Annotated in this window: 24 protein-coding genes and 1 tRNA gene; 5 read left to right on the top strand and 20 right to left on the bottom strand. The window is 63.7% G+C overall.

Translation table 11 applies throughout. From position 1 onward, the window contains the following. Window positions 1-32 precede the first annotated feature (32 nt). Window positions 33-623 carry a (R)-1-hydroxy-2-trimethylaminoethylphosphonate oxygenase gene (gene tmpB / locus ACO07D_RS04620; RefSeq protein WP_421701789.1) on the bottom strand — a complete coding sequence of 197 codons (591 nt, stop codon included), beginning with the start codon at window positions 621-623 and terminating at the stop codon, window positions 33-35. Next, window positions 620-1,747, bottom strand: a complete 1,128-nt coding sequence (gene tmpA, locus ACO07D_RS04615; protein WP_421701788.1) for a 2-trimethylaminoethylphosphonate dioxygenase — start codon at window positions 1,745-1,747, stop codon at window positions 620-622. Before tmpA ends, tmpB begins: the two co-directional genes overlap by 4 nt. A gap of 101 nt (window positions 1,748-1,848) precedes the next feature. Between tmpA and ACO07D_RS04610 the strand changes: the two genes are divergently transcribed. Then, window positions 1,849-2,727 carry a LysR family transcriptional regulator gene (locus tag ACO07D_RS04610; RefSeq protein ID WP_421701787.1) on the top strand — a complete coding sequence of 293 codons (879 nt, stop codon included), beginning with the start codon at window positions 1,849-1,851 and terminating at the stop codon, window positions 2,725-2,727. Between the two features lie 152 nt (window positions 2,728-2,879). Here ACO07D_RS04610 and ACO07D_RS04605 read toward each other — a convergent pair whose 3' ends face one another. From ACO07D_RS04605 to fabA, 12 genes are all read right to left on the bottom strand, one after another. Next, window positions 2,880-3,590 (bottom strand): alpha/beta fold hydrolase, encoded by a 711-nt coding sequence (locus tag ACO07D_RS04605; protein WP_421701786.1) that lies wholly within the window; start codon window positions 3,588-3,590, stop codon window positions 2,880-2,882. Continuing rightward, window positions 3,583-4,383, bottom strand: a complete 801-nt coding sequence (gene pcaD, locus ACO07D_RS04600; RefSeq protein ID WP_421701785.1) for a 3-oxoadipate enol-lactonase — start codon at window positions 4,381-4,383, stop codon at window positions 3,583-3,585. The genes ACO07D_RS04605 and pcaD overlap by 8 nt, the downstream gene beginning before the upstream one ends. A gap of 36 nt (window positions 4,384-4,419) precedes the next feature. Further along, on the bottom strand, window positions 4,420-5,616 hold the full coding sequence (locus ACO07D_RS04595) for an endonuclease/exonuclease/phosphatase family protein (protein ID WP_421701784.1): 1,197 nt from the start codon (window positions 5,614-5,616) through the stop codon (window positions 4,420-4,422). Window positions 5,617-6,077: 461 nt separating this feature from the next. After that, window positions 6,078-7,049 (bottom strand): threonine ammonia-lyase, encoded by a 972-nt coding sequence (locus ACO07D_RS04590; protein ID WP_421701783.1) that lies wholly within the window; start codon window positions 7,047-7,049, stop codon window positions 6,078-6,080. Next, complete coding sequence (locus ACO07D_RS04585; protein WP_421701782.1) at window positions 7,046-7,867, bottom strand: alpha/beta fold hydrolase; 822 nt, start codon at window positions 7,865-7,867, stop codon at window positions 7,046-7,048. Before ACO07D_RS04585 ends, ACO07D_RS04590 begins: the two co-directional genes overlap by 4 nt. Beyond that, window positions 7,864-8,553, bottom strand: coding sequence for a haloacid dehalogenase type II (locus tag ACO07D_RS04580; protein ID WP_421701781.1), 690 nt, complete (start codon window positions 8,551-8,553; stop codon window positions 7,864-7,866). The genes ACO07D_RS04585 and ACO07D_RS04580 overlap by 4 nt, the downstream gene beginning before the upstream one ends. Before the next feature lie 145 nt (window positions 8,554-8,698). Continuing rightward, on the bottom strand, window positions 8,699-9,487 hold the full coding sequence (locus tag ACO07D_RS04575) for a metalloprotease (protein ID WP_421701780.1): 789 nt from the start codon (window positions 9,485-9,487) through the stop codon (window positions 8,699-8,701). Window positions 9,488-9,858: 371 nt separating this feature from the next. Beyond that, the gene (locus ACO07D_RS04570; protein ID WP_421701779.1) at window positions 9,859-10,647 is read right to left on the bottom strand and encodes an enoyl-ACP reductase FabI; all 789 of its coding nucleotides are present in this window, start codon (window positions 10,645-10,647) and stop codon (window positions 9,859-9,861) included. Between the two features lie 5 nt (window positions 10,648-10,652). Beyond that, window positions 10,653-11,882, bottom strand: a complete 1,230-nt coding sequence (gene fabB / locus ACO07D_RS04565) for a beta-ketoacyl-ACP synthase I (RefSeq protein ID WP_421701778.1) — start codon at window positions 11,880-11,882, stop codon at window positions 10,653-10,655. A gap of 144 nt (window positions 11,883-12,026) precedes the next feature. Continuing rightward, on the bottom strand, window positions 12,027-12,182 hold the full coding sequence (locus ACO07D_RS04560) for a hypothetical protein (protein ID WP_421701777.1): 156 nt from the start codon (window positions 12,180-12,182) through the stop codon (window positions 12,027-12,029). A gap of 97 nt (window positions 12,183-12,279) precedes the next feature. Continuing rightward, complete coding sequence (locus ACO07D_RS04555) at window positions 12,280-12,876, bottom strand: thermonuclease family protein (protein WP_421701776.1); 597 nt, start codon at window positions 12,874-12,876, stop codon at window positions 12,280-12,282. Window positions 12,877-12,912: 36 nt separating this feature from the next. Continuing rightward, window positions 12,913-13,422: a bifunctional 3-hydroxydecanoyl-ACP dehydratase/trans-2-decenoyl-ACP isomerase gene (gene fabA / locus ACO07D_RS04550; RefSeq protein WP_421701775.1), complete on the bottom strand. Its 510-nt coding sequence runs from the start codon at window positions 13,420-13,422 to the stop codon at window positions 12,913-12,915. A 188-nt stretch (window positions 13,423-13,610) separates the two neighbouring features. On the opposite strand from fabA, the gene irrA reads away from it, so the two are divergent. Beyond that, window positions 13,611-14,012: an iron response transcriptional regulator IrrA gene (irrA, locus tag ACO07D_RS04545; RefSeq protein ID WP_421701774.1), complete on the top strand. Its 402-nt coding sequence runs from the start codon at window positions 13,611-13,613 to the stop codon at window positions 14,010-14,012. 261 nt (window positions 14,013-14,273) lie between these two features. Here the strand turns inward: irrA and trpA are convergent, their stop codons facing one another. From trpA to ACO07D_RS04525, 4 genes are all read right to left on the bottom strand, one after another. Next, window positions 14,274-15,065, bottom strand: a complete 792-nt coding sequence (gene trpA, locus ACO07D_RS04540; RefSeq protein WP_421701773.1) for a tryptophan synthase subunit alpha — start codon at window positions 15,063-15,065, stop codon at window positions 14,274-14,276. 77 nt (window positions 15,066-15,142) lie between these two features. Then, on the bottom strand, window positions 15,143-15,553 hold the full coding sequence (locus ACO07D_RS04535) for a hypothetical protein (RefSeq protein WP_421701772.1): 411 nt from the start codon (window positions 15,551-15,553) through the stop codon (window positions 15,143-15,145). A 46-nt stretch (window positions 15,554-15,599) separates the two neighbouring features. Further along, on the bottom strand, window positions 15,600-16,040 hold the full coding sequence (locus ACO07D_RS04530; RefSeq protein WP_421701771.1) for a VOC family protein: 441 nt from the start codon (window positions 16,038-16,040) through the stop codon (window positions 15,600-15,602). 23 nt (window positions 16,041-16,063) lie between these two features. Next, entirely contained in the window at window positions 16,064-16,480 is a 417-nt protein-coding gene (locus ACO07D_RS04525) for a VOC family protein (protein WP_421701770.1), read from the bottom strand. 90 nt (window positions 16,481-16,570) lie between these two features. On the opposite strand from ACO07D_RS04525, the gene ychF reads away from it, so the two are divergent. The 3 genes from ychF (at window position 16,571) to ACO07D_RS04510 (ending at window position 19,043) form a co-directional block, all read left to right on the top strand. Next, window positions 16,571-17,668: a redox-regulated ATPase YchF gene (ychF, locus tag ACO07D_RS04520; protein WP_421701769.1), complete on the top strand. Its 1,098-nt coding sequence runs from the start codon at window positions 16,571-16,573 to the stop codon at window positions 17,666-17,668. A gap of 2 nt (window positions 17,669-17,670) precedes the next feature. After that, window positions 17,671-18,732 carry a glycosyl transferase family 90 gene (locus ACO07D_RS04515; RefSeq protein ID WP_421701768.1) on the top strand — a complete coding sequence of 354 codons (1,062 nt, stop codon included), beginning with the start codon at window positions 17,671-17,673 and terminating at the stop codon, window positions 18,730-18,732. A gap of 221 nt (window positions 18,733-18,953) precedes the next feature. Then, window positions 18,954-19,043: transfer RNA gene (locus tag ACO07D_RS04510), tRNA-Ser, on the top strand. 234 nt (window positions 19,044-19,277) lie between these two features. Here ACO07D_RS04510 and ACO07D_RS04505 read toward each other — a convergent pair. Together ACO07D_RS04505 and ACO07D_RS04500 are read right to left on the bottom strand one after the other, a co-directional pair. Then, the gene (locus tag ACO07D_RS04505) at window positions 19,278-20,033 is read right to left on the bottom strand and encodes an ATP-binding cassette domain-containing protein (RefSeq protein ID WP_421701767.1); all 756 of its coding nucleotides are present in this window, start codon (window positions 20,031-20,033) and stop codon (window positions 19,278-19,280) included. Beyond that, window positions 20,030-21,331 (bottom strand): sugar ABC transporter permease, encoded by a 1,302-nt coding sequence (locus ACO07D_RS04500; RefSeq protein ID WP_421701766.1) that lies wholly within the window; start codon window positions 21,329-21,331, stop codon window positions 20,030-20,032. The genes ACO07D_RS04505 and ACO07D_RS04500 overlap by 4 nt, the downstream gene beginning before the upstream one ends. Between the last annotated feature and the right edge of the window lie 56 nt (window positions 21,332-21,387).

Below are 21,387 nucleotides of genomic sequence, written 5' to 3'. Positions count from 1 at the left end.
CGAGGACGCCTCGAAAATATACTCCGGCGCGCTTATGATGACCCCATGTGCTTGTCGACCATGCGCTGCACCATGGGTGCGAAATGGGCGAAATCCGGGGTTTCCATGTCTGCGCGCTTGCCCGCCTCGTCCAGGTAACGCACGGCGATGATCTCCTTGAGGTTGGGGTTCTGTTCGAACTCAGCCACCTCCTCGGCACTCATCGGCCCGCCCTGCAGCTCCAGCGTATGCACGGAAGCGGGGGAGAGGCGCTTGAAATACTCGGGCTTGGTGGCGCAGAGGTAGCGTTTCGCCGCCACGTGGTATTTCACGCAATCGGTAATGACCGGCGGGAAGAACGGGGCCAGCACCTCCTCCCCCGCGTCCTCGTGGTGGCGATCTTCGGTGTCATCCGGGTGGTAGGTGCCGAATTCCGAGGTGAAATGCCCGATGTCATGCAGAAGGGCGCCGACGATGATTTCCTCGGACTGGCCGTTCTGTTCGGCGATGGTGGCGCCTTGCAGCATGTGTTCGGCCATGGTGACGGGCTCGCCCAGGTATTCCTCGCCGCCGCGACGGGCGAAGATATCGCCGATGAAGGCGACGATGTTGCTGGCGTTCAGCTGGCTGAAATCCGGTTTCATTGCTCCGCCTCCAAGGCTGCGAGGGTCGACAGAACCCCGTCCATGTCGGAATAGCACCCCTGAAGCCAACGCGAGCCCTCGCCCGAATAGCCCTTGCGCGCGTGCAATACGCGGGTGTTGTCAAAGACGATCGCCTCGCCCGGTTCCATCTTGAAGGTCACCTCCATCGCCTCATCGTCGATGATGTCCGACAGGCGGCGGAAGGCGCGGTAATAAGTCTCCATCTTGTCAAACGGTACGTCGGTCAGCGGGGCCCAGGACCGCGAGTTGAAGCGGATCGCCTTGAGGATGCCCTCGGGCGACAGCTCGATCATCGGGCGGTGCGAATGCAGGGCGACGTCGGCGCTGCCGGTATAGGCAAAGCGGGCGGAATGACCGGCCAGCGCGGCGAAACCTTCGGGATCTTCCGCCAACAGGCGCTGGGCGCAGGCAAACCCGTCGACCAGCATGTTCTCGCCCCCTTCGGCGGAGTTATCGAGGCAGGACAGCACCTGCACGGACGGCACCGGGTCGCGGTAGGGGTTGTCGGTGTGGGCCTGCAGCCCCAGGCCGGTGTAGGCGAGGTTCACCGGGTTCACCTCGGTCCGGACCTCGAAATTGCGGCCGTAGTTGGTCTCGCGCACGAAGCCGAAGAGGGCGACGAGGTCGAAGAGCTCACCGGGTTTCGCGTCCATGCCGGTGACCTTGGCGAAACCGTACCTGCGCATATGGGTCAGCCAGGCGCGCAGGGCGGATTTGTCTGCCTTCATCTCGGGGTAGGAGCCGCTGGGGATATTGGCCATCAGCTCGGAGGCCCAGGCGGTGGCGCCTTCGGGCACGCGGGCGAGCGTCTGGTCCTGCGCGCGGTCATAGGCGTTGGCTTCAAGCCAATCGACGGGGAAAGTCACCGTCTTGCCCTCGGGGGCGAAGGTGACGTCCACGGTTTCGCCATTTGCCTCGGCGGACGAAATCGACAGGTCCGCCGGAATGTCGGCCATGGTGATCAGCCGCTGCTTGTTGCCGGGATCGCGGGTTTCCGCATCCAGCGCGTTGTCACGCAGCCAGATCGCGTGAAAACGGATGTCGCCGGAGGGGCCGGACAGGGTGAGCACATCGCCCGTGGGCGTGAGGGATACCTGGGTCATGTTCGCGTGTTTCCTTGGTGGAACTGATTGTCTCGACAGTGTGCCAAGGGGCGTCCATAAACTCCAATAAGGCTATCACCACCTGAGGGGCGGATTTGGTAATGCAAAATGTGGGCTTCGATCAGTTGCCGCTGGAATGGATCCGGGCGTTCGAGACGGCGGCGCGGTTGGGGTCGTTTACCGCCGCTGCTACGGAAACCGGCCTGACCCAATCCGCCATCAGCCAGCGCATTGCCCATCTGGAGAAACGCCTGGGCGCGCGGCTGTTTACCCGCGAGGCGCGACGCATAACCCTGACCGCGGAGGGCGAGGCCTGGCTGCCCCATGTGCAGGCGGCGCTCTCCGGGCTGCGCGACAGTTCCGAAGCGCTCTTCGGTGTGGCGCGCAACCGCCTGACCCTGTCCGCTAGCGCCTCGATCATCGAGCTTTGGCTGGTGCCGCGCCTCGCCCGCCTGACCGCCGAGACCGGCGCGCAGGTCAAGCTGCGCACCATGGTGGTGGCCAGTGACGAGGCCAAGGACGACACGGCGATCCGGGTGATTTATGGCAGCGGGGATTGGCCGGTGGCCTATAAACGCCCGCTCTACGATGAGGAGTTCGCCCTGGTCGCCACGCCCGAGTTGCTGGCCCAAGGACCGGTTGCCAGCCTGCCGCGCCTGGCGGTGGCCGGTCCGCGCCCCGGCTGGGGGCAATGGTGCGAGCAGACCGGGATGGCCACCACGCCGCTGCCCGAGCTGCGGTTCGATACGTTTTCCCTGGGGCTGGCGGCGGCGCGGGCCGGGTTGGGCGTTCTGATCGCCTCGCTGCCGCTGATCGCCGAGGATCTGGCGCGCGGCACGCTGGTGCGCGCCACCGACCATGTCTTGCCCCATCATGAGACCTATTGGCTGCTTGCGGCCCGTGAACGTATGTCGCGGCGGCAATGGGAGCGGCTGGGCGATTGCCTGACCGTTCCGCATGGGGTCAGTCGAACTGGATGACATCACGCCGGGCCGTGTCCTCGAAGGCACGCAATGGGCCGAACACATGGCACGGAGTAGGTGGATGGGTCTGCATGTCATGTCCCTGTTTTCCCCAACGATGGGAGGACAAACAGTCCCCGGCAAGTGTGTTTTCGACAGGGATGTCGCGATCAGGCCAGGTCCGTCACTGTATCTGCGAGCGCTTCCGGGCAGGCGAAGAAAGGGGAATGGCCGCAGTGGAGGTCACGAGTGCTGTCCCAATCCGCGCTCATCGTGACCTGGTAGTTCGGCGGGATGGTGGCGTCGCGCGTGCAGCGAATGTAGCTGCTGGGCACGGTGTGGCTGCCGGTAACGGCCGTGTTCGCGGGCAGGGTCGGTTCGCGGCATAGGTTGGCGCGGGCCAGGGGCAGCACCTCGGGACAGTCCTGATAAAGCAGGTCCTGGATGCGGTCGGGCTTGAAGGTGAACCAGGAGCCGTCCTCGGCAATGTCCAGCGCGCCGTCCAGGGGTTGATAGGGCCCCGCGCGGCGCATCTCGACCAGGGTTTTGCCGGGGGCGGGGACATAGGCGCAGAGGTAGATCAGGCGGCGGATCTTTTCCGGTGCCAGGCAGGCGGCCTGGGTGATCGGAAAGCCGCCCATGGAGTGGCCGATCAGGGTCACGGGCCCGCCGCCCATCGTGTCGATCGCGTCGAGGATCGCCTGAGCGTAACCCATCAGCGTCGCCTCGGCGAGGGGGGTGGTGTCGTCACCGTGGCAGGGCAGGTCGATGGCGCGGGCGCGGTGGCCGCGTGCCTCCAGTGCCGGGATCAGATCGCGCCAGCACCAGGCGCCGTGAGCCGATCCGTGCACCAGCAGGGTGTCAGGCACGGTTTCAGACATGGGCGATGTCGTGCAGGAACTCCGACACCAGCGCGCCGTAGACCTCGGGCGCTTCGATGGGTGACATGTGGCCGGTGTTCCGGATCAGCTCGAACCGGGCGCCCTTGATCAGGCCAGCCGTCTCGCGCACGAGGTCGGCGGGGGTTGATCCATCCTCGGTCCCCGCCGTGACCAGGGTGGGCAGGGTCAGGTTCGAGGTGCTTTCGTAAAGGTCGGTCTCGGAAATCGCGGCGCAGCAGCCCAGGTAGCCCTCGAGCGGCGTGGCGCGCATCCGGGCGCGGGCCTCGTCGACCAGCTCCGGTGCGTCGCGGCGGGTCCGACGGGAGAACCAGCGCTCCATGTTCGGTTCCACCACCGCCTCGATCCCGCCCTTGCGGATGGCGTCCATGCGCTCGTCCCAGACAGCGGGCGTGGCGATCTTGGCCGCCGTCGATGACAGCACCATGGCGCGCACCAGGTCGAGCCGTTCCGCTGCCACACCCTGGGCGATCATGCCGCCGATCGACAGGCCCAGGAACACGCAACCCTTGACCTCCAACCGGTCCAGCGCCCGGGATGCGTCCGCCACCAGGTCACCCATTGGATAGGGGCCGTCCGGGCAGGGCGATTGCCCGTGGCCGCGCATGTCCAGCGTGATGACGCGCAGGCCCTCGGGCAGATGGGGCAGCAGACCGTCCCAGGCGCGCAGGGAAGACCCCAGCGCATGGGCCAGCACCAGCGCAGGCGCGTCTTCGGGCCCGTGGCTTTCGGTGTGCAGTTTCAGGCTGCCTGGGTCGGGCGGAATGATGAACATGGCTCTTCTCCTATCCGCTCTCTTCGAAGATTCCGGTCAGTCCCGCAACCGGAAATGTGCCATGATCTGGCCGTGGTCCGAGGCGAGCTTGTTATAGGGCGCCTCGGGGTGGGAGCCATCGGTGATATGGTCGTTCAGCACCGAGAAATAGGTCATCTCGGCCACCCGGTCCGCATTGTCCGGGTGGAAATGACGGCTGAGCAGGATCTGGTCGATGGACTCGTAGACCCCGCCGAAGCTGGAGGTATAGACCATGTCGCGCAGGCTTTTACGCACGAAGAGCTTCTCGGCCGAATGAAGCCGCACGCTTTCGACTGCTTCGGTGATCGCCTTGGACTGATCCGCCGAATAGCGGTCATTCTTGGCCTCGGCATCGTGGCGTAGCATCCAGGCGTAGTTCTTGAAGGGCACCTCGCCGCAGATAATCTCGGAACTCACCGCGTGTTCGCCATCGTTGAAATCGCCAAGCGCGACCACCGGGTTTCCCTGGCGGATCTCGTCAACGATGAGCTTGCGCAGCACCCAGGCCTCGGCCATGCGCCGCACGGCGGACCGCAGGGAGCCAAGCGCGCGGCCGACCGGGTCATAGCGGGTCAGGTCCTCTTCGGGTGCGAACTCGGCGCCCTTCGGGGTGATGAACTCGCCCAGCTTGGATTTCAGGTGGCAATTGAACAGGGTCACGACCTGGCCACCCACGGGGATGCGCACCTTGAGGATCGGGCGCGACAGGCGGGTCAGCGTGTAGGAGCCCGCGTCCCCGTCGAGCCCGCGCAGCGCCGGGAAGGGAATGGTCAAGGGCTCGGGCAGGTCCTGGATCACCTCCGGTTCGCCGACGAAGCCCAGCCGCGACAGCACCGCCAGGCCGGGGCGCCGTTCCCCCGGCCCGCCGTCGGCCACGTTCGGGGCAAAGGCCAGGGCGGCATTGTCCCAGGGCTCCACTGCCAGTTTGCGGAAGATGACCTTGCGGTGATAGCGCTTGCCCTCGTCCGGGATGGTCGCCTTGTTATGGGCATGCGCGCGGCGACTGGCTTCGGCGACCACATCTTTGAGCGCTTCTTCTTCAAAGAGCTCCTGAAACCCCACCACATCGGCGTCGAGCGTCAAGAGCTGGTCGGCCATCCAGTCTTTCTTCCACGCGTATTCCTCAGGCGTGTATTCCTGGAACCGGTAGTATTCCTTGTCCGGGCCGATCAGGTTCTTGACGTTGAAACTGGCAATCGTGAACTCGGTCATATGGGCCTCCTGATCCGGTGTGCGGCTATTGTGTGTTGGGGAGTGTGACAAGGCAATGATGGATCCACACCAAACCACCCTGGACGCGGTTGTTCGGGTGAATGGCAGCGTGTAGCGTAAGTGCCGCCGAACCGCTCGATGTATTGCCAACGAGAAAGATACGCGCTTTGCAGAGAAGACAATACGGAAAGAAGGAAGTGATCCGGGCAACGGGCATTAGCGTCATTATCTGGTTGGCTGCGGTTGCCTGTGTTTACTTCCAACCCGATTTCGTTGTCGGGTCACGGTTTGCGTGGGTAATATACTTTGCGGCTTATACTGGCCCAATCCTTTTCCCTGCGGCAATCTGGTTCGACTATTGGCGTGCCAACTGGGATGATCGGCAGCAGAGCTGACAGACCCCTCGCACGCAGGGCTTCGGTTTGCCGCTTTGGTAGTTCAAGTGACTGCGCGCGTGGTATTCATGCAAATCTTTCAAGCGCCTGGGCAAAGACCTGGGCGTCGACATTGCCACCGGAGGTGACCACGGTGACCGCGTCGCCCGCAACCTGGTCCCGGTGGAACAGGGCGGCGGCCAGCGCAACGGCGCCGCCGGGTTCGATCACCAGTTTCAGCCGGGTAAAGGCGAGCGCCATGGCGCGCAGGCAGTCGTCTTCGCTGACCACCAGGCCGGGGCCGCAATAGAGGTCGATGACGGGCCAGGTCAGGTCACCCGGCTGGGGGGTAATGATCGCGTCGCAGAGCGAACCCGACAGGCGGGTATTGCGCTGGATCGCCCCGGCGGCTTGCGAGCGGGCAACATCGTCGAAACCTTCGGGCTCCACCGGGCGCACGCGCATGCCGGGCGCGTCAGAGGCGAGCGCCAGCGCGATGCCAGAGGTCAGCCCGCCGCCGCCGCAGGGCACCAGCACGTCACCGTCGGCGTAGCCGTGTTCGGCGGCTTGGGCGGCGATTTCCAACCCGACGGTGCCTTGGCCCGCGATGACCTGCGGCTCGTCGAAGGGTTTGACCAGGGTCAGGCCGCGATCCCCGGCCAGCTGCGCGCCGATTTTGTCGCGGTCTTCGTTCGCACGGTCATAAAGCACCACCTCGGCCCCCAGGGCGCGGGTGTTGTCGATCTTCAGTTTCGGCGCGTCTGACGGCATGACGATCACCGCCGCTACCCCGTGTTCGGCGGCGGCCAGGGCCACGCCCTGGGCGTGGTTGCCGGAGGAAAAGGCGATGACGCCGCGTGACCGGGTCGCATCATCCAGCGCGGCAATCGCATTGCGCGCGCCGCGGTATTTGAAACTGCCGGTATGTTGCAGGCATTCGGGTTTGACGAAGAGGCGCCGCCCGGCGATCTCGTCCAGGAAGGGCGAGGACAGCAGAGGCGTGACCCGGGCATGGCCGCGCAGGCGTCCCTGGGCTGTGCGGATCATCTCGATGTTCATCGCATCTCTCCCAGCCAGGCCTGGATCACCGAAAGCGCCTCGGGTTCATCCAGGAAGGGCACGTGGCCGCGCCCGGGTACGCGGGCGTAACCCATGCCGGGGTGGCGGCGGCGCATCTCGGCCACGGTGGCATCGGACAGAAGATCCGAATTGGCGCCGTGCACCAGCGCCGTGGGCAGGCCATTGAGCGCGTCAAAGAGCGGCCAGAGATCGGGCACGGGCTGGGCGCCCGCCTCGATCACCGCATCGCGCAGGGCGGGGTCGTAGCGGTTCTTGAGCCGGCCCGCATCTTCGCGGAACAGGTGATGCACCTCTGCCCGCCAGCGCTCCAGCGGCACGCCGTCGAAGCCGGTCATGAACTTGGCGCGGGCCTGGGCTGCGTCCTCGAAGGTGCGTGCGGCGGGCTCGCGCCCCAAGTAGCCCATGATCGTCTCGAGCCCATCCGGGTCGATCACCGGGCCGATGTCGTTGAGGCAGACACCGATCAGCCGGTCGCGTACCGTTGCGGCGAGCCCCATGGCAATCAGCCCTCCGCGTGAGGTGCCGAGGATGGCGGCGCGCTGCAACCCGAGGTGATCCATCAGGTGCAAGACATCCATCGCCTCGACCTGGATCGTGTAGGACTGGTAGGGCGCCCAGTCGCTATGGCCGCGCCCGCGATAATCCGGGCGGATCAGGCGCACGCCTTCCAGATGGGGCGCCACGAAGTTGAAATCGTCGCCATTGCGGGTCAGCCCGGCCAGCGCGATGACCGGCAGGCCTTCGCCCTCGTCGCGATAGGCGAGCGTCAGTCCGTCGGTGGATTGGAAGGTCTTCATGCGATGCCTTTCGCGATATCGGGAATGCCGGTTAGGTCGGTGAGGATATGTGCGGGGCGGTGGTCCAGCCGGTCGATGGGCAATCCGGCGCGGTTGACCCAGGCGGTGGTGAAGCCGAAACCGGTGGCGCCTGCCGCGTCCCAGCCGTTCGAGCTGACAAAGAGCACTTGATCCGGGGCGCAGCCGAACCGGTTGGGCACCAGCTGATAGACCTCGTCGGCGGGCTTGAAGATGCCGACGCTTTCGACTGACAGGCAGTCGTCCAGCAGTTTGGCCAGCCCCGCTGAGGTGACGGCGCCTGCCAGCATGTCGGGTGAGCCGTTCGACAGGATTGCGGTGTTGAACCCCGCGTCCTTCAATGCGGCAAGCATGGCGGGGACCTCGGGGTAGGCGGAGAGCTCCCAATAGAGTTGCAGCAGGCGTTCGCGCAGGGTGGGGTCGGAGAGGCCCTGCGTCTCCAACGCCCAATCGAGCCCGTTCTGGGTGACGGTCCAGAAATCCGTGTGCTCGCCGGTTATGGCGCGCAGCCAGGTGTATTCGAGCTGCTTGGCGCGCCAGTCGGCGGCGAGTTTGGGCCAGCATTCGGCCAGGGCCGCGTTGCCCGGTTCCTGGGCGGCTTCGCGCGCGGCGGCCGTCACGTCGAAGAGCGTGCCATAGGCGTCGAAAATGCAGGTGGTAATTGTCATGCGCGGGTCTCCCTCTCGGGGCGGAGGGTGGCACAGGTTAACCTACGGGGAAAGGGGGTAGAAATGCGCCCGGCCCGCCGCATCGACGAAGCACCCATCCACCCGCCCCGCTCCGCCGATGCGGCGGGCCAGGCGCGGAGGTGGGTCAGGAGAGCGGGATCAGCTTGATCACCCACCAGCCGCCCAGGAAGAAGGCGGCAAGGGAGGCGAACCACGCGGTGGCGGCGACGCGCCATTGGCGGGGCGACAGCCCCGGGCGCGGGTCGCCATCAGTGCGGTTGGTGATCAGGGCGAAACCGCCCACCAGCGCCAGCAGGGTCAACAGCACCGATTGCACAGTCATGGCGAACCCCAGCAGCGCCGCGGCCATGGCGGCGGCGGCCAGCGGGCCGAAGCGCGGGGCGCGGGCCTGCACCAGAAGACGCACGCAGCGGCCCCCGTCCAGTGGCCAGATCGGCAGGAGGTTCACGAAGTTGAGCGCGCCGGTGGCCAGAGCGAATTGCAGGAAGAGCTCGGCAGCGAGCGGGCTGGAAGAGGAAAGTGCCGGGGCGAGCGCAAAGCTCAGCACCATCGGGGCGAGCGATACGCCGGGGCCCATCAGGGCGATGAAGAAGGCATCGGCGTCGGTGGTTGGTTGTTGGTCGGAGATGCGCGCGCCGTTCCAGAAGGGTATCAGGCGGAACCGCGCGTCATGGTGGCCGACCAGACGATGGGCGATGACATGGCCGAATTCATGCAACAGGAAGGCGAGCAACAGGGCGAAGCTGAACAGCGGGTCCATGACCACGGCGATGGCCACGAAACAGGTGAAGCCCAGCACCACGCCCGCGCCGTTGAACCCCTGAAGCACCAGGGGCGGGCCGTCCACCAGCGCCGGGCGCACCATCAGAACGGTGGCCAGCATCAGCGTGCCTGCCAGGATCAGGAATGTCATGGCGCCTTTCCCCCATGGGTCGATCCGGATGGATTAACCCCGTGTTTACCCAGGTTCTTCCGGCATGGCGCGGATCGGGGATTCGGGCAAGGGCTTGTTGGGAACCAGACTGTTGACGCTTGGGCAATGTGGGGGGCATTGGGGGCTGTGACAACAGTCGGTGCCTTCGGTGCGGCGAAGTGCTTGGAGCAAGAAAATTGGCTAGGGGACTGCGGACCTGTGCGTGGGGCCAAGGACCACGCCGCGACCGTCGTCGATCCAGCAAGCCGCATGGCTGTCATCTTGCTACTGCACGCCGCGATCATATCCCGCAAGAGAAACCGCCGCGCCCAGGATGAAGGCGCGGCGGGTCCGCAGGCGTGGAAGCTGTTTTACAGGTTGTCGGATTGCGGCATGCCCAGCACGTGGTAGCCGCTGTCGACGGTAATGATCTCGCCGGAGGTGCAGGCGCCGTAATCGGACGCCAGGTAGACCGCCGTGCCGCCGATGGCTTCCAACGTGGCATTGGTACGCAGGGGGGCGTTCGCTTCCGTATGGCGGAAGGTTTTACGCGCGCCGCCGATGGCGGCCCCGGCAAGGGTTTTCATCGGACCAGGCGAAATCGCGTTCACGCGGATCCCATCGGGGCCCAGGTCATTGGCGAGGTAGCGCACAGAGCTTTCCAGCGCCGCCTTGGCCACGCCCATGACGTTGTAATAGGGCGTCACCCGGTTCGAGCCGCCATAGGTCATGGTCATGATCGTGCCGCCTTCGGTCATCATCGGCGCGATGCGGCGGGCGACCTCGATCAGCGAGTAACACGAAATATCCAGCGAGTTCTTGAAGTTCTCACGGCTGGTATCAACGAAGCGACCGGTCAGCTCGTTCTTGTCGCTATAAGCGATCGCATGGACCAGGAAATCGACCCGGTCCCAGTGGCTGGCCAGATCGGCGAAGCCCGCGTCCAGTGCCGCGTCATCGGTTACGTCCATGTCGACCAGGATCGACGAGCCCACGCTTTCGGCCAGCGGCCTCACCCGCTGCCCGAAGGCATCGCCCTGGTAGGAGAACGCCAGTTCCGCGCCCTCGTTCGCCATCGCCTGGGCAATGCCCCAGGCAATCGAGCGATTGTTCGCGACGCCCATGATCAGGCCGCGCTTTCCTTCCATCAAACCTGCCATACCGCTTACCCCTTGTACTTGCTCAGAATCATCGACCCGTTGGTGCCGCCGAAGCCGAAACTGTTGGTCATGACACTGTCCAGCCCTGCGTTTTCAACCAGTTCGGTTGCAATCTCTTCCGGCTTCAGCGCCGGGTCCAATTCCTCGACATTGATCGAGGGGGTGATGAAATCATCCTTCAGCATCAACAGGCAATAGACAGCTTCCTGCGCGCCGGTGGCGCCCTGGCTGTGGCCGGTCATGGATTTGGTCGAGCTGATCGGGGGCGTGCTGCCCTCGCCAAACACGCGGCGCACCGCTTCCACTTCGCCCACGTCGCCGACCGGTGTCGAGGTGCCGTGCGCGTTGATATAGCTGACGGTGCGGTCTTTGGGCAGGGTCTGCAGCGCCAGGCGCATGGCGCGTTCGCCGCCTTCGCCCGAGGGGGCGACCATGTCGGCGCCGTCCGAGGTGGCGCCATAACCGGTGACCTCGGCATAGATGGTCGCGCCACGGGCCAGGGCGTGTTCCAGGTCCTCCAGCACCACGATGGCGCCGCCGCCGCCGATCACGAACCCGTCGCGGTTGGCGTCAAAGGCGCGCGAGGCTTTCTCGGGCGTGTCATTGTACTTGGACGACATCGCGCCCATCGCGTCGAACAGGCAGGAGAGGGTCCAGTCCAGCTCCTCGCCGCCGCCTGCGAACATGATGTCCTGCTTGCCCATCATGATCTGCTCCGCCGCATTGCCGATACAGTGCAGCGAGGTCGAACAGGCCGAGGTGATCGAATAGTTGATGCCCTTGATCTGATAGGCGGTGGCCAGGTTGGCGCTGATGGTCGAGCCCATGCATTTCGGCACGGCAAAGGGGCCAATGCGCTTGGTCGCGCCGGATTTCAGCGCGGTCTGATGCGCCGAGAACATGGCCGAGGTTGAAGGACCACCGGAGCCAGCAACCAGCCCGGTGCGCGGGTTGATCACCTGATCCTCGCTGAGGCCTGCGTCTTCAATGGCCTGGCCCATCGCGATATAGGCATAGGCCGCGCCCGGCCCCATGAAGCGCAGCGTGCGCTTGTCCACATGCTGGGTAATGTCGATATCCGGCTTGCCCGCGATCTGGCTGCGGAACCCGTGTTCCATCATGTCCTCGTTCGCAGTGATCCCGGATTTCCCGGCTTTCAGAGAGGCCAGAACCTCTTCCGCATTGTTCCCAATAGCCGAGACGATCCCCAGCCCGGTTACGACGACACGACGCATGCGCGGTCTCCTTTAGATAAGCTTAAGACTGTGTAGGACAGGCGCGGGGTGGGGGCAAGGCGGGGAAGTTGGAAGGTGCCATTCCCTTTCCGTTTGCCGTGCTTTGGAAAGCTAAGGTGTGCGCACTGGCGCATTCAGTTCGAGTTATTTCGGCTTGGTTCGCATGCCACCGCCAACGCCGATCATGACGATGCCAAAGGCCAGGAAGTAGGGCGTGAAGTCTGTAAACTTCGCGAACCAACCAAGGACAACAAGTAGGACGCCGAATGTGATGGTGGCGTAGGCGATCAGGTTCTTCATTGGATTTGCTTTCGTTCAATTGTCGGTCAAAGAGTGGTTTCTGAATGCGATAACGTCGTGAAATGGGGCGGTAGCCCATGGCTCTGATGGTCTTGGGCTACTCCTTGGAGGCCTGCGCCCGCTGCTTGGCCTCGAATTGTTCCCAGACATGAATGCGGCCCTTTTGTCGGGCATCGGCCAACCACATTTTCTTGCGAGCGTTTGCGACTTCCAGGTGGCGATATTTTCCGCCTGAGAACTTCGGCCAATCAATCGCCAACCCGGCCTTGACCATCTCAGCGGATAGGTCGCGCCCGTCTTCCAAGTAACACTTGGCGACGGTGCGGCCATGGTCGTCCGTGTCGGTGATTTCTGCGCGGACATCTTTCCCCTTACACAGGGCAACAAGCTCCCATTTGGCCTTTTTACCGTAGGGGTGGTTCATTTCCGGGGCGTCAATGCCGAACAGCCGGATCTGGGTCTTCTGAATCTTGATGGTGTCACCATCCACGACAAATGCGCGACCGACCAGCTGTGGTTTGCTTGGTGTGGGTTTGGCACGCTTCGCATTGAAGGGATCTGGTTGCCGGGTTGATGGTCTTAGATCGGGAGTTTCAGGCGGTCGCGGCGGCCGCTGATAGGGTTTTTGAAGATTGATCCCAACGTAAAGGATCAGTGCGACAATCAGGAACCCTATCAGCAACTCGATAAACATAACCTAAGGCCTTGTTTGTGCCTTTCTGTACCAATCTCAGCTCTCGCTGAGCGCCACTTTCATGTCCTTGACCTCGTAGATCACCTCGCCGTCCGCCTCGACGATGCCGTCAGCGACGCCCATGGTCAGGCGGCGGGTTTGCACGGCCTTGGTGAAGTCGATCTTGTAGGTCAGCATCTTGCGGTCGGGGCGCACCATGCCCTTCAGTTTCACTTCGCCCACGCCCAGCGCATAGCCGCGGCCGGTCCAGCCGCGCCAGCCCAGGTTGAAGCCGGTCAGCTGCCACAGGCCGTCCAGACCCAGGCAGCCGGGCATGATCGGGTTGCCGGGGAAGTGGCAGTCGAAGAACCACAGGTCGGGGGTGATGTCGAACTCGGCCAGCACGTGGCCCTTGCCGTGGGCACCACCGTCAGCGGAAATATCGGTGATGCGGTCCATCATCAGCATGGGCGGTTCCGGCAGCTGCGCATTGCCGGGGCCGAACAGCTCCCCGCGTGCGCATTTCAGAAGATCGTCCCGGTCGAAGCTCGTCGGATAGTCCGCCATTCGGTGCTGCCCCATATCTTGTGTTGTGTCCCTTGCTCCCCGTCTATCACCGGGGTGAATGCGGGTGCAAGGGCTGGCGGGTCAAGCGGACAAGGTGTTTCGCGCGCCTCTCTTGCCTGAATGGGGCAATATGTCCTATATAATGCGGCAGGCTAGCGAATGGGATTCCACTTATGACCAGCGATGCGATGACAATTGGGGCGGAATGGCTGTCGGGCGCAGGGTTGCGACCGACGCGACAACGTTTGGCCCTGGCGTCTTTGCTGGTGGGCGATGGTCAGCATCGTCACGTGACGGCCGAGAGCCTCTATGACGCCACCCGTGACGCGGGCGAGAAGGTCTCGCTGGCCACGGTCTACAACACGCTACGCTCGTTCTCGGATGCGGGCCTGTTGCGCGAGATCACGGTGAATGGCGCGAAGAGCTATTTCGACACCAATGTCTCCAACCACCCGCATTTCTTTTGGGAAGACACCGAGGAGCTGATGGATGCCCCGGCGGAAGACCTGAAGATCGCCGCCTTGCCGGACGCGCCGCAGGGGGCGGAAGTGTCGAAGGTGGATGTGGTGATCCGGCTGCGCCGGGTCTGAGATCAGGACAATCCGCTGTGACGCGCCCGTGGGAGACCGCGGGCGTTTTTTTGTTTGTGGTGGGTGTTGCCAGGCGGTCTGCGCTGACGCGCAGGCTTGATGTCTCGGTCCCTGCGGGGGCAGGGCCCTCGGGTGGACGTGTGGGGCTGCCGTTGTGTCTGGTTGCCCGCATGTCCGTGCTGGACATGCGAAGGCCGCGCGAAGCGCGGCCACCGACATCAAAATTCTTCGAAGAATTTTCGCGGACCGCGAGCCGGAGCCTCAGCCCCGATGCGCCCCATCGGCCAGGGACTTCACGAAGGCCAACACTTCAGCCACCGGCTTGCCCGCCGCGATCTGGCTGACGATGGCGGAGCCCACGACGGTGCCGTCTGCCACCCCGGCAATCGCCTCGGCCTTCTCGGGCGTGTTCACGCCGAAGCCGACGATGACGGGAATGTCGGTCGCGGCCTTGATGCGCGCCACTTCCGGCGCCACATCCGCCGCCGAGGCTTCGGCCGCGCCGGTGATCCCGGTGATCGAGACGTAATAGACGAACCCGGACGTGTTCTGCAGCACCTTGGGCAGGCGCTTGTCATCGGTGGTGGGGGTCGCCAGGCGGATGAAGTTCAACCCGGCGGCCTGGGCGGGGATGCACAGCTCCTCATCCTCTTCCGGCGGCAGGTCGACGACGATCAGCCCGTCGATCCCGGCGGCCTTGGCGTCGGCCAGGAACTGGTCCACCCCGCGGTTGTAGATCGGGTTGTAATAGCCCATCAGCACGATCGGCGTGGTGTCGTCGCCCTTGCGGAACTCGGCCGCCATATCCAGCGTCTTCTGCAGGGTCATGCCGCCTTCCAGCGCGCGCTGCCCGGCCAACTGGATGGTCGGGCCGTCCGCCATCGGGTCGGTAAAGGGTAGCCCCAACTCGATGATATCCACCCCGGCGGCAGGCAGGCCCTTCATCACCTCCAGCGAGGTCGCCTCGTCGGTGTCGCCCGCCATGATATAGCTGACGAAGGCCTTCTTGCCTGCGGCTTTCAGGGCAGCGAACTTGTCGTCAATGCGAGTCATCGGGGCGTCCTTCTGAGTGTATCCGTCCCGATGTGCCCAAAGCGGGCGGGAAAATCAATCCCGCTCGACCTCTGCGGTTACCAAGTCGGGCGAAAGGTCATGACTTGAACCCGCTGCCTCCCAAAAGCGCCCCACCAAAAGGCAGAGCCGGTCAACATGCCGAAGACAAGCCCGAGGTTAGGGCCGAACCATTGGAAATCGGTCAGCGCCCAGAAGATGGGGGCGCAGATCAGAGTGCTGACCAACGGCGCAATCCACCAAGGCACCCTCTTGCGAAATGCCGCAAGCGGCAGCCAGATCAGCACTATCAGCCCTGTGATCCAGATCGAAAGATAGCCACCGAACAGCAGGTATACGACCAGCTCTTCCCAGAGGTGCTCAAGCGGTCTGTGCCAGCCGTCGTAGACGAGCCCCAAGAGGGTGTATGGCAGCATGCCAATCAGAAAGGCGACCAGTGCGCCACGAAGAATGAAAGCGAACTGAACCAAGGACGAACACCTTTTTCCCGGCAGGTTATGCCTATGAACGACAGTGTCAAGCCGGGTCGGTTGCCGGGTCGCTCATGTAATCCGCGCCATAGACATTGACCATCCAGGGCACGCCGAACTTGTCGCGGCAGATGCCGAAGCCGGGCGACCAGAAGGTCTCTGCAAAGGGCATGATGACCTCGCCGCCCTCGCTGAGCCCGGCAAAGACCCGGGCGGCCTCGTCGAAATCGGTCCAGCCGGTCTGAATATGCACGGAGGCGGGCGGCACGAAATCCGGCCCCGCATTGTCCGAGCCCATGATCTTGCGATCCCCCACGCGCAACTCGCCATGCATGACCTTGTCCAGCATCTCGGGCGGCATCTTGTCGGCCCCGGGCATCTCGGTGAACCGTTGCAGCACGGTCACCTCGCCGCCCAGCACCTTGGCGTAATGGGCAAAGGCTTCTTCGAGGTTGCCGTTGAAGGTCAGGTACGGGTTCAAATCCATTGTCTCAATCTCCTGGGGTAAAGTCATTCTGGGGCGACATCCGTCATGATCATCCAACGGATGCCGAACTTGTCTGTCAACAACCCGAAAAGCGGCGTCCAGAACATCGGCGTCAGCGGCATGCGCACATCCGCCCCGTCGGCAAGGGCGGCCCAGACACGCTGGGTCTCGGCCTCGTCGGGCAGGGCCAGGGTGACGTAAGAGCCGTCCATCGCCCGCATCTCGTCAAACGGGTCATCGGCGCCATAGATCCAGCCCTCGTCGATGGCAAGCGCACAGTGCATCACCGCATCATCCGGCGCGCCGGGCATCTTGGCGCGGTCCGCGTCCGGCATGTCGGAGAAGGTCATGATTTCGGGTGTGGAGCCGAAGAGTTCGCCGTAATAGGTCATTGCGGCGCGGCATTGGCCCTTGAAGAAGAGGTAGGCAATCGGTTGCATGGCTTTGTCCTCCCTTCGGGCAGTCTACCACGCTTGCGCAAAACCGCCCAAACCCATATGCACGGGCGCGACAAACATCAGGAGGCCGTCATGGGTTTCAAAATGGGTATCGTGGGTTTGCCGAACGTCGGCAAATCGACCCTCTTCAACGCGCTGACCAAGACGGCCGCTGCGCAGGCCGCGAACTTTCCCTTCTGCACGATCGAGCCCAACGTGGGCGAGGTCGCGGTGCCGGACGGGCGGTTGGACAAGCTGGCCGCCATCGCCAAGTCGAAGGAGATCATTCCGACCCGCATGACCTTCGTCGATATCGCGGGCCTGGTAAAGGGGGCATCCAAGGGCGAAGGGCTGGGCAACCAGTTCCTGGCCAACATCCGCGAGGTGGACGCCATCGCCCACGTGCTGCGCTGTTTCGATGACGGCGACGTCACCCATGTCGAAGGCCGCGTGAACCCGGTCGAGGATGCCGAAGTGATCGAGACCGAGCTGATGCTGGCCGATATGGAATCGATCGAAAAGCGCCTGCAGAACATCGTGCGCAAGGTGCGTGGCGGCGACAAGGAGGCGGTCCAGCAGGAACGCCTGATGAAGGCCGCGATGGAGGCGCTGGAGAACGGCCAGCCCGCCCGCACGGTCGAGGTCGACGATGAAGACCGCAAGGCCTGGAACATGCTCCAACTGCTGACCACCAAGAAGATCCTCTATGTCTGCAACGTTGACGAGGGGGATGCGGCCAAGGGCAACAAGTATTCCGACGCGGTCGCAAAAATGGCCGAGGAGCAGGGCGCGGCGTCCGTGGTGATCTCGGCCAAGATCGAGGAAGAGATTTCCCAGCTCGACGCCGATGACATGGAGATGTTCCTGGAAGAGCTCGGCCTGGAAGAGGCGGGCCTGGATCGTCTGATCCGCGCGGGCTACGAGCTTCTGCACCTGGAGACCTACTTTACCGTCGGCCCGAAAGAGGCCCGGGCCTGGACCATCCGCGAAGGCACCCTGGCGCCCCAGGCTGCCGGCGTCATCCACGGTGATTTCGAACGCGGTTTCATCCGCGCCGAGACGATCGCCTATGACGATTACATCACCTGCAATGGCGAAGGCGGCGCCAAGGAGGCGGGCAAGATGCGCGCCGAGGGCAAAAGCTACATGGTCAAGGACGGGGACGTGCTGCACTTCCTGTTCAACGCCTGATCATGCTGCGGCGTTGGCGCGCATCCCGCGGCCAGCGCCGCCAGCAGCAGCCGGTTTTGCCGAACCCTTCGGTCTGGTCCAACCGCCCCCTCGGTGTGACACCCGAAGAGATCGCGGCCAACCTCACCGAAGAGTTGCGCGAGTTGCGCCCGGACTTGCCTCCTCTGCGACTGGAGTTGGACCCGAGCCTACCGTTCTTCGATCTGATGCTGCGCCGCGACGGCGATGCGGTGCGGATGCGGGCTGGTGCTCGCCCGGGTGACCGGGTTCCGACAAATTTCATTCAGGGGCGGGCAGCGGCCCCGATCTGGTGGCTGCTGAATGCCTCCGAGTCGGTCGAAACCCTGTCGATCTCTCTTTCTGATGGTGACCAGCCCAGCCTGGCCGATTATGCCTTTTCGGCCTTCGATCCGGCGCGAGGCTTACTGCCGGACAGCTATTTCTTTCGCCGCCGTGGCTATCTGCGCATGCGCCACCACGCGCTCGCGAAAGCCGTGCCCTGGAACGAACGAGAAGAAGGCGTGATCTGGCGCGGCAGCGTGAACGGCCAGGGGCTCTACAGCCTCCTGCCCGAGATGGTGGACCACCCCGGCGTCAAACAACGCCTGCGCCTGGCGCTGAAAGCCCGCGATCTGGACGGCATCGATATGCGTTTCGTCGTGGGCGAGGGCACCGACCGCGCGGCACTGGAGGCGGCGGGCCTGCTCGGCGACCGCGTGCCTCCTGGTGGCTGGAGAAGGCGCAAGTTCGCCCTGGACGTGGATGGTTATTCCAACGCCTGGAGCAACCTCATTGAGCGTTTCCACCTGGGATGCTGCGTGCTGAAAGTCGACAGCGAATACGGCTTCCGCCAATGGTATTATGACCGTTTGGTCCCGTTCGAGACCCACGTGCCAGTCAAGGCGGACCTGTCGGACCTCGAAGAAAAACTCGACTGGATCCGCGCGAACGATGTCCAATGCCGGAACATCGCCGCAAACGGCCAAGCGCTTGCGCGGTCACTTGATTTCGAGAGCCAGACGCGATGGGCAGGAGAGACGATCACGCAGAGATGGGCAGGTTAGCCAAATCGTCTCTGCGACATCCGTTGAAGCTCTCATGCGGGTGTGTGGCCTCCGTCGTGGCAGCCAGAGCCTTCTGGCGGCGACCGATATCCCAGGACGGCGCCTGGCGCTCATCGTGATGCGTCTGCATTTTGGGATTGCCGTCACGCTGGCTTAAGAAAGGCACGGGGCAGGGGTTTTCGCTCTTGCCCCCACCGATCCATCCCGCTAAACGGGTCGGCGGAGACGTGGCCGAGTGGTCGAAGGCACACCCCTGCTAAGGGTGCAGACGGGAAACCGTCTCGAGGGTTCGAATCCCTTCGTCTCCGCCATCAATTTTTCGGTGCATATAACTCAGCAAAAGTAAATACTTGCGGCACGGCTGTTCTAGCCGTCATCCTATGTTTTCCGTCGCTGCGCTCTGGCTTCTGGATGCTTGGTGAGCCTCTGTCCGATCTCAGTCAGTTGGCCGGGTGAGGCTGTTTCGATGCCGCTCATGCGGCGCGGTTGCCGTTCGGACGGGTTTGGTTTGCTGCCGACTGGCGGCCCCCAGAGATTTTTGATCGTCAGGCTGCAGTTGTTTCGCCGGGTTGTTTGCCCAGGATGATCATGCTCAGCAGGTCATCATCAGTCACCTTGTCGATATCGACAGTACCGACCAGGCGCCCGTTTTTCATTACGGAAGCACGATCGCACAGCTCCATCACCTGGTGCACATCATGGTCAATCAGGAAAATGCCTATCCCTTCTGCCTTCAACTGCTGGATCAGTTCGGCGACCATCTGGGTCTCATGCGGGCCGAGGGCGGCAGTAGGTTCGTCCATGATCAGGATGCGGGCGTTGAAATAGACCGCACGGGCAATGGCCACCGATTGCCGCTGCCCTCCGGACAGGGCGGACACCGGCGCGCTGAATTTCTCGAAGTTCGGGTTCAGACGGCCCATGATCTTGCGGCATTCGGCCTCCATCCGGGCATCATCAACTAGTCCCAGTGACGTGATCAGCTCGCGCCCCAGGAACAGGTTCGAGGCCGCATCCAGATTGTCCGCCAGCGCCAGGGTCTGGTAGATCGTTTCGATATTATGGGAGCGCGCATCGCGCGGGTTGTTGATCGAGACCCTTTTGCCGTTCACGAAGATTTCGCCCCCGTCTGGGCGGTATGCGCCAGACAGCATCTTGATCAGGGTCGACTTGCCCGCACCGTTGTGGCCCAGAAGGCCGACAACCTCGCCCGGGTGCAGGTCGACCGATACATGGTCGACTGCCTTGATCCCGCCGAACGAAATCGACATGTCGCGCATTTCTACCAAGGGTGTCGTCATGTCGTGTCTCCCGTGCGCTTGCGATAGACGATGTCGATCCAGACTGCGACGACAAGGACCGCGCCGACGACGATGTTCTGAAACGGCGCGTCCACACCGACCATGGCCATGCCGCTTTGCAGGCTCTGCATGATCAGCGCGCCCAGGATGGCGCCGTAGATCGTGCCCATGCCACCAGCCAAGGCGGTGCCGCCGATCACGGCGGCGGCGATCACGCGCAGCTCGTCCAGCGTGCCGATATCGTTCGAGTGGTTGGTCAGGCGGGCCGACGCAACGACGGCGCTGAGCGCGCAGAGAAAGCCCATCAGCGCAAACACCTTAAGGGTCAGCATGCGCGTGTTGATCCCCGACAGTTCGGCTGCATCGGGATTGCCGCCGGTGGCGAAGATATAGCGGCCCAGTCGGGTGCGTTTGGCCAGCACGGTCATCGCGATGGCCACCGCGATCAGCAGGAAGACGGAGATTGGCAGGCCGTAGGCAGCGGTGAAGCCCTCGGGCATAACCTCGCCGCGCGCCTCGAACATGCGCTGCAGGCGGCGGGTGGGGATGTTGTAGCTGTTCAGCGTCCAGATGAAGCCCAGGATGGCCGAAGCGATTATCCCGGCCATGGTGAACTCGGCCCAGAGCGGCTTGACCGGGAAATCGTGGCTGATCTTGTTGCGGCGCGATGATGCGAGCCCCCACAGGGCAGCTACCACGGCCAACCCGCCGACCACCCAGGATAGGGTTGTGCCCAAGGTGCCATTGATCCCGCCGAAGCGGATGAAGGTGCTGTCCAACGGGCCGATGGTCTGTCCGCTGGTCAGATACCAGGCCACGTTGCGCCAGACCAGAAGCCCGCCCAGTGTCACGATGAAGGCAGGAATGGTCAGGTATCCGACAAGCCAGCCGTGAAAGGCGCCGATGATCGTGCCTGCGGTCAAGCCGATCAGGATCGTGATCCAGGGCGTCAGGCTGTGGTCCAACCCCAGGCCCAGCCATTTGGGCAGAACCAGCGTCTGGGTCATCGCCATGATCGCCGAGCAGGTCGCCAGAAGCGCGCCCACCGACAGGTCGATATGGCGGGTGACGATCACGAAGACCATCCCGGTGGCCATGATCGCCACGCTGACGGTCTGGATCGTCAGGTTGAAGATGTTGCGCGGGGTCAGAAATCGCCCGTCCGTCAACAGGTCGAAACCGATGCACAACAGGACGAATGCGCCGATCATGCCCAACAGGCGGGTGTCCAGCTCAAGCATCTGAAAGATGTTGCGACGGGGTTGGGCGGTGACGGAGGCGTGGGACGTGTCACTCATGCCATTTTCCTGGGTCAGAGGGCGGTCGCCCCATGATAGCACAGGGCGACCGGGTT

The organism is Aliiroseovarius sp., from assembly GCF_965228805.1.
Taxonomy (GTDB): domain Bacteria; phylum Pseudomonadota; class Alphaproteobacteria; order Rhodobacterales; family Rhodobacteraceae; genus JASBTN01.
This window is presented reverse-complemented; position numbering and strand designations above follow the sequence as displayed.

Bases quoted from the DNA above. Each gene is read 5' to 3' on its own strand.
- tmpB (WP_421701789.1), bottom strand. From the start codon at position 623: ATGAAACCGGATTTCAGCCAGCTGAACGCCAGCAACATCGTCGCCTTC.
- tmpA (WP_421701788.1), bottom strand. From the start codon at position 1,747: ATGACCCAGGTATCCCTCACGCCCACGGGCGATGTGCTCACCCTGTCC.
- ACO07D_RS04610 (WP_421701787.1), top strand. From the start codon at position 1,849: ATGCAAAATGTGGGCTTCGATCAGTTGCCGCTGGAATGGATCCGGGCG.
- ACO07D_RS04605 (WP_421701786.1), bottom strand. From the start codon at position 3,590: ATGTCTGAAACCGTGCCTGACACCCTGCTGGTGCACGGATCGGCTCAC.
- pcaD (WP_421701785.1), bottom strand. From the start codon at position 4,383: ATGTTCATCATTCCGCCCGACCCAGGCAGCCTGAAACTGCACACCGAA.
- ACO07D_RS04595 (WP_421701784.1), bottom strand. From the start codon at position 5,616: ATGACCGAGTTCACGATTGCCAGTTTCAACGTCAAGAACCTGATCGGC.
- ACO07D_RS04590 (WP_421701783.1), bottom strand. From the start codon at position 7,049: ATGAACATCGAGATGATCCGCACAGCCCAGGGACGCCTGCGCGGCCAT.
- ACO07D_RS04585 (WP_421701782.1), bottom strand. From the start codon at position 7,867: ATGAAGACCTTCCAATCCACCGACGGACTGACGCTCGCCTATCGCGAC.
- ACO07D_RS04580 (WP_421701781.1), bottom strand. From the start codon at position 8,553: ATGACAATTACCACCTGCATTTTCGACGCCTATGGCACGCTCTTCGAC.
- ACO07D_RS04575 (WP_421701780.1), bottom strand. From the start codon at position 9,487: ATGACATTCCTGATCCTGGCAGGCACGCTGATGCTGGCCACCGTTCTG.
- ACO07D_RS04570 (WP_421701779.1), bottom strand. From the start codon at position 10,647: ATGGCAGGTTTGATGGAAGGAAAGCGCGGCCTGATCATGGGCGTCGCG.
- fabB (WP_421701778.1), bottom strand. From the start codon at position 11,882: ATGCGTCGTGTCGTCGTAACCGGGCTGGGGATCGTCTCGGCTATTGGG.
- ACO07D_RS04560 (WP_421701777.1), bottom strand. From the start codon at position 12,182: ATGAAGAACCTGATCGCCTACGCCACCATCACATTCGGCGTCCTACTT.
- ACO07D_RS04555 (WP_421701776.1), bottom strand. From the start codon at position 12,876: ATGTTTATCGAGTTGCTGATAGGGTTCCTGATTGTCGCACTGATCCTT.
- fabA (WP_421701775.1), bottom strand. From the start codon at position 13,422: ATGGCGGACTATCCGACGAGCTTCGACCGGGACGATCTTCTGAAATGC.
- irrA (WP_421701774.1), top strand. From the start codon at position 13,611: ATGACAATTGGGGCGGAATGGCTGTCGGGCGCAGGGTTGCGACCGACG.
- trpA (WP_421701773.1), bottom strand. From the start codon at position 15,065: ATGACTCGCATTGACGACAAGTTCGCTGCCCTGAAAGCCGCAGGCAAG.
- ACO07D_RS04530 (WP_421701771.1), bottom strand. From the start codon at position 16,040: ATGGATTTGAACCCGTACCTGACCTTCAACGGCAACCTCGAAGAAGCC.
- ACO07D_RS04525 (WP_421701770.1), bottom strand. From the start codon at position 16,480: ATGCAACCGATTGCCTACCTCTTCTTCAAGGGCCAATGCCGCGCCGCA.
- ychF (WP_421701769.1), top strand. From the start codon at position 16,571: ATGGGTTTCAAAATGGGTATCGTGGGTTTGCCGAACGTCGGCAAATCG.
- ACO07D_RS04515 (WP_421701768.1), top strand. From the start codon at position 17,671: ATGCTGCGGCGTTGGCGCGCATCCCGCGGCCAGCGCCGCCAGCAGCAG.
- ACO07D_RS04505 (WP_421701767.1), bottom strand. From the start codon at position 20,033: ATGACGACACCCTTGGTAGAAATGCGCGACATGTCGATTTCGTTCGGC.
- ACO07D_RS04500 (WP_421701766.1), bottom strand. From the start codon at position 21,331: ATGAGTGACACGTCCCACGCCTCCGTCACCGCCCAACCCCGTCGCAAC.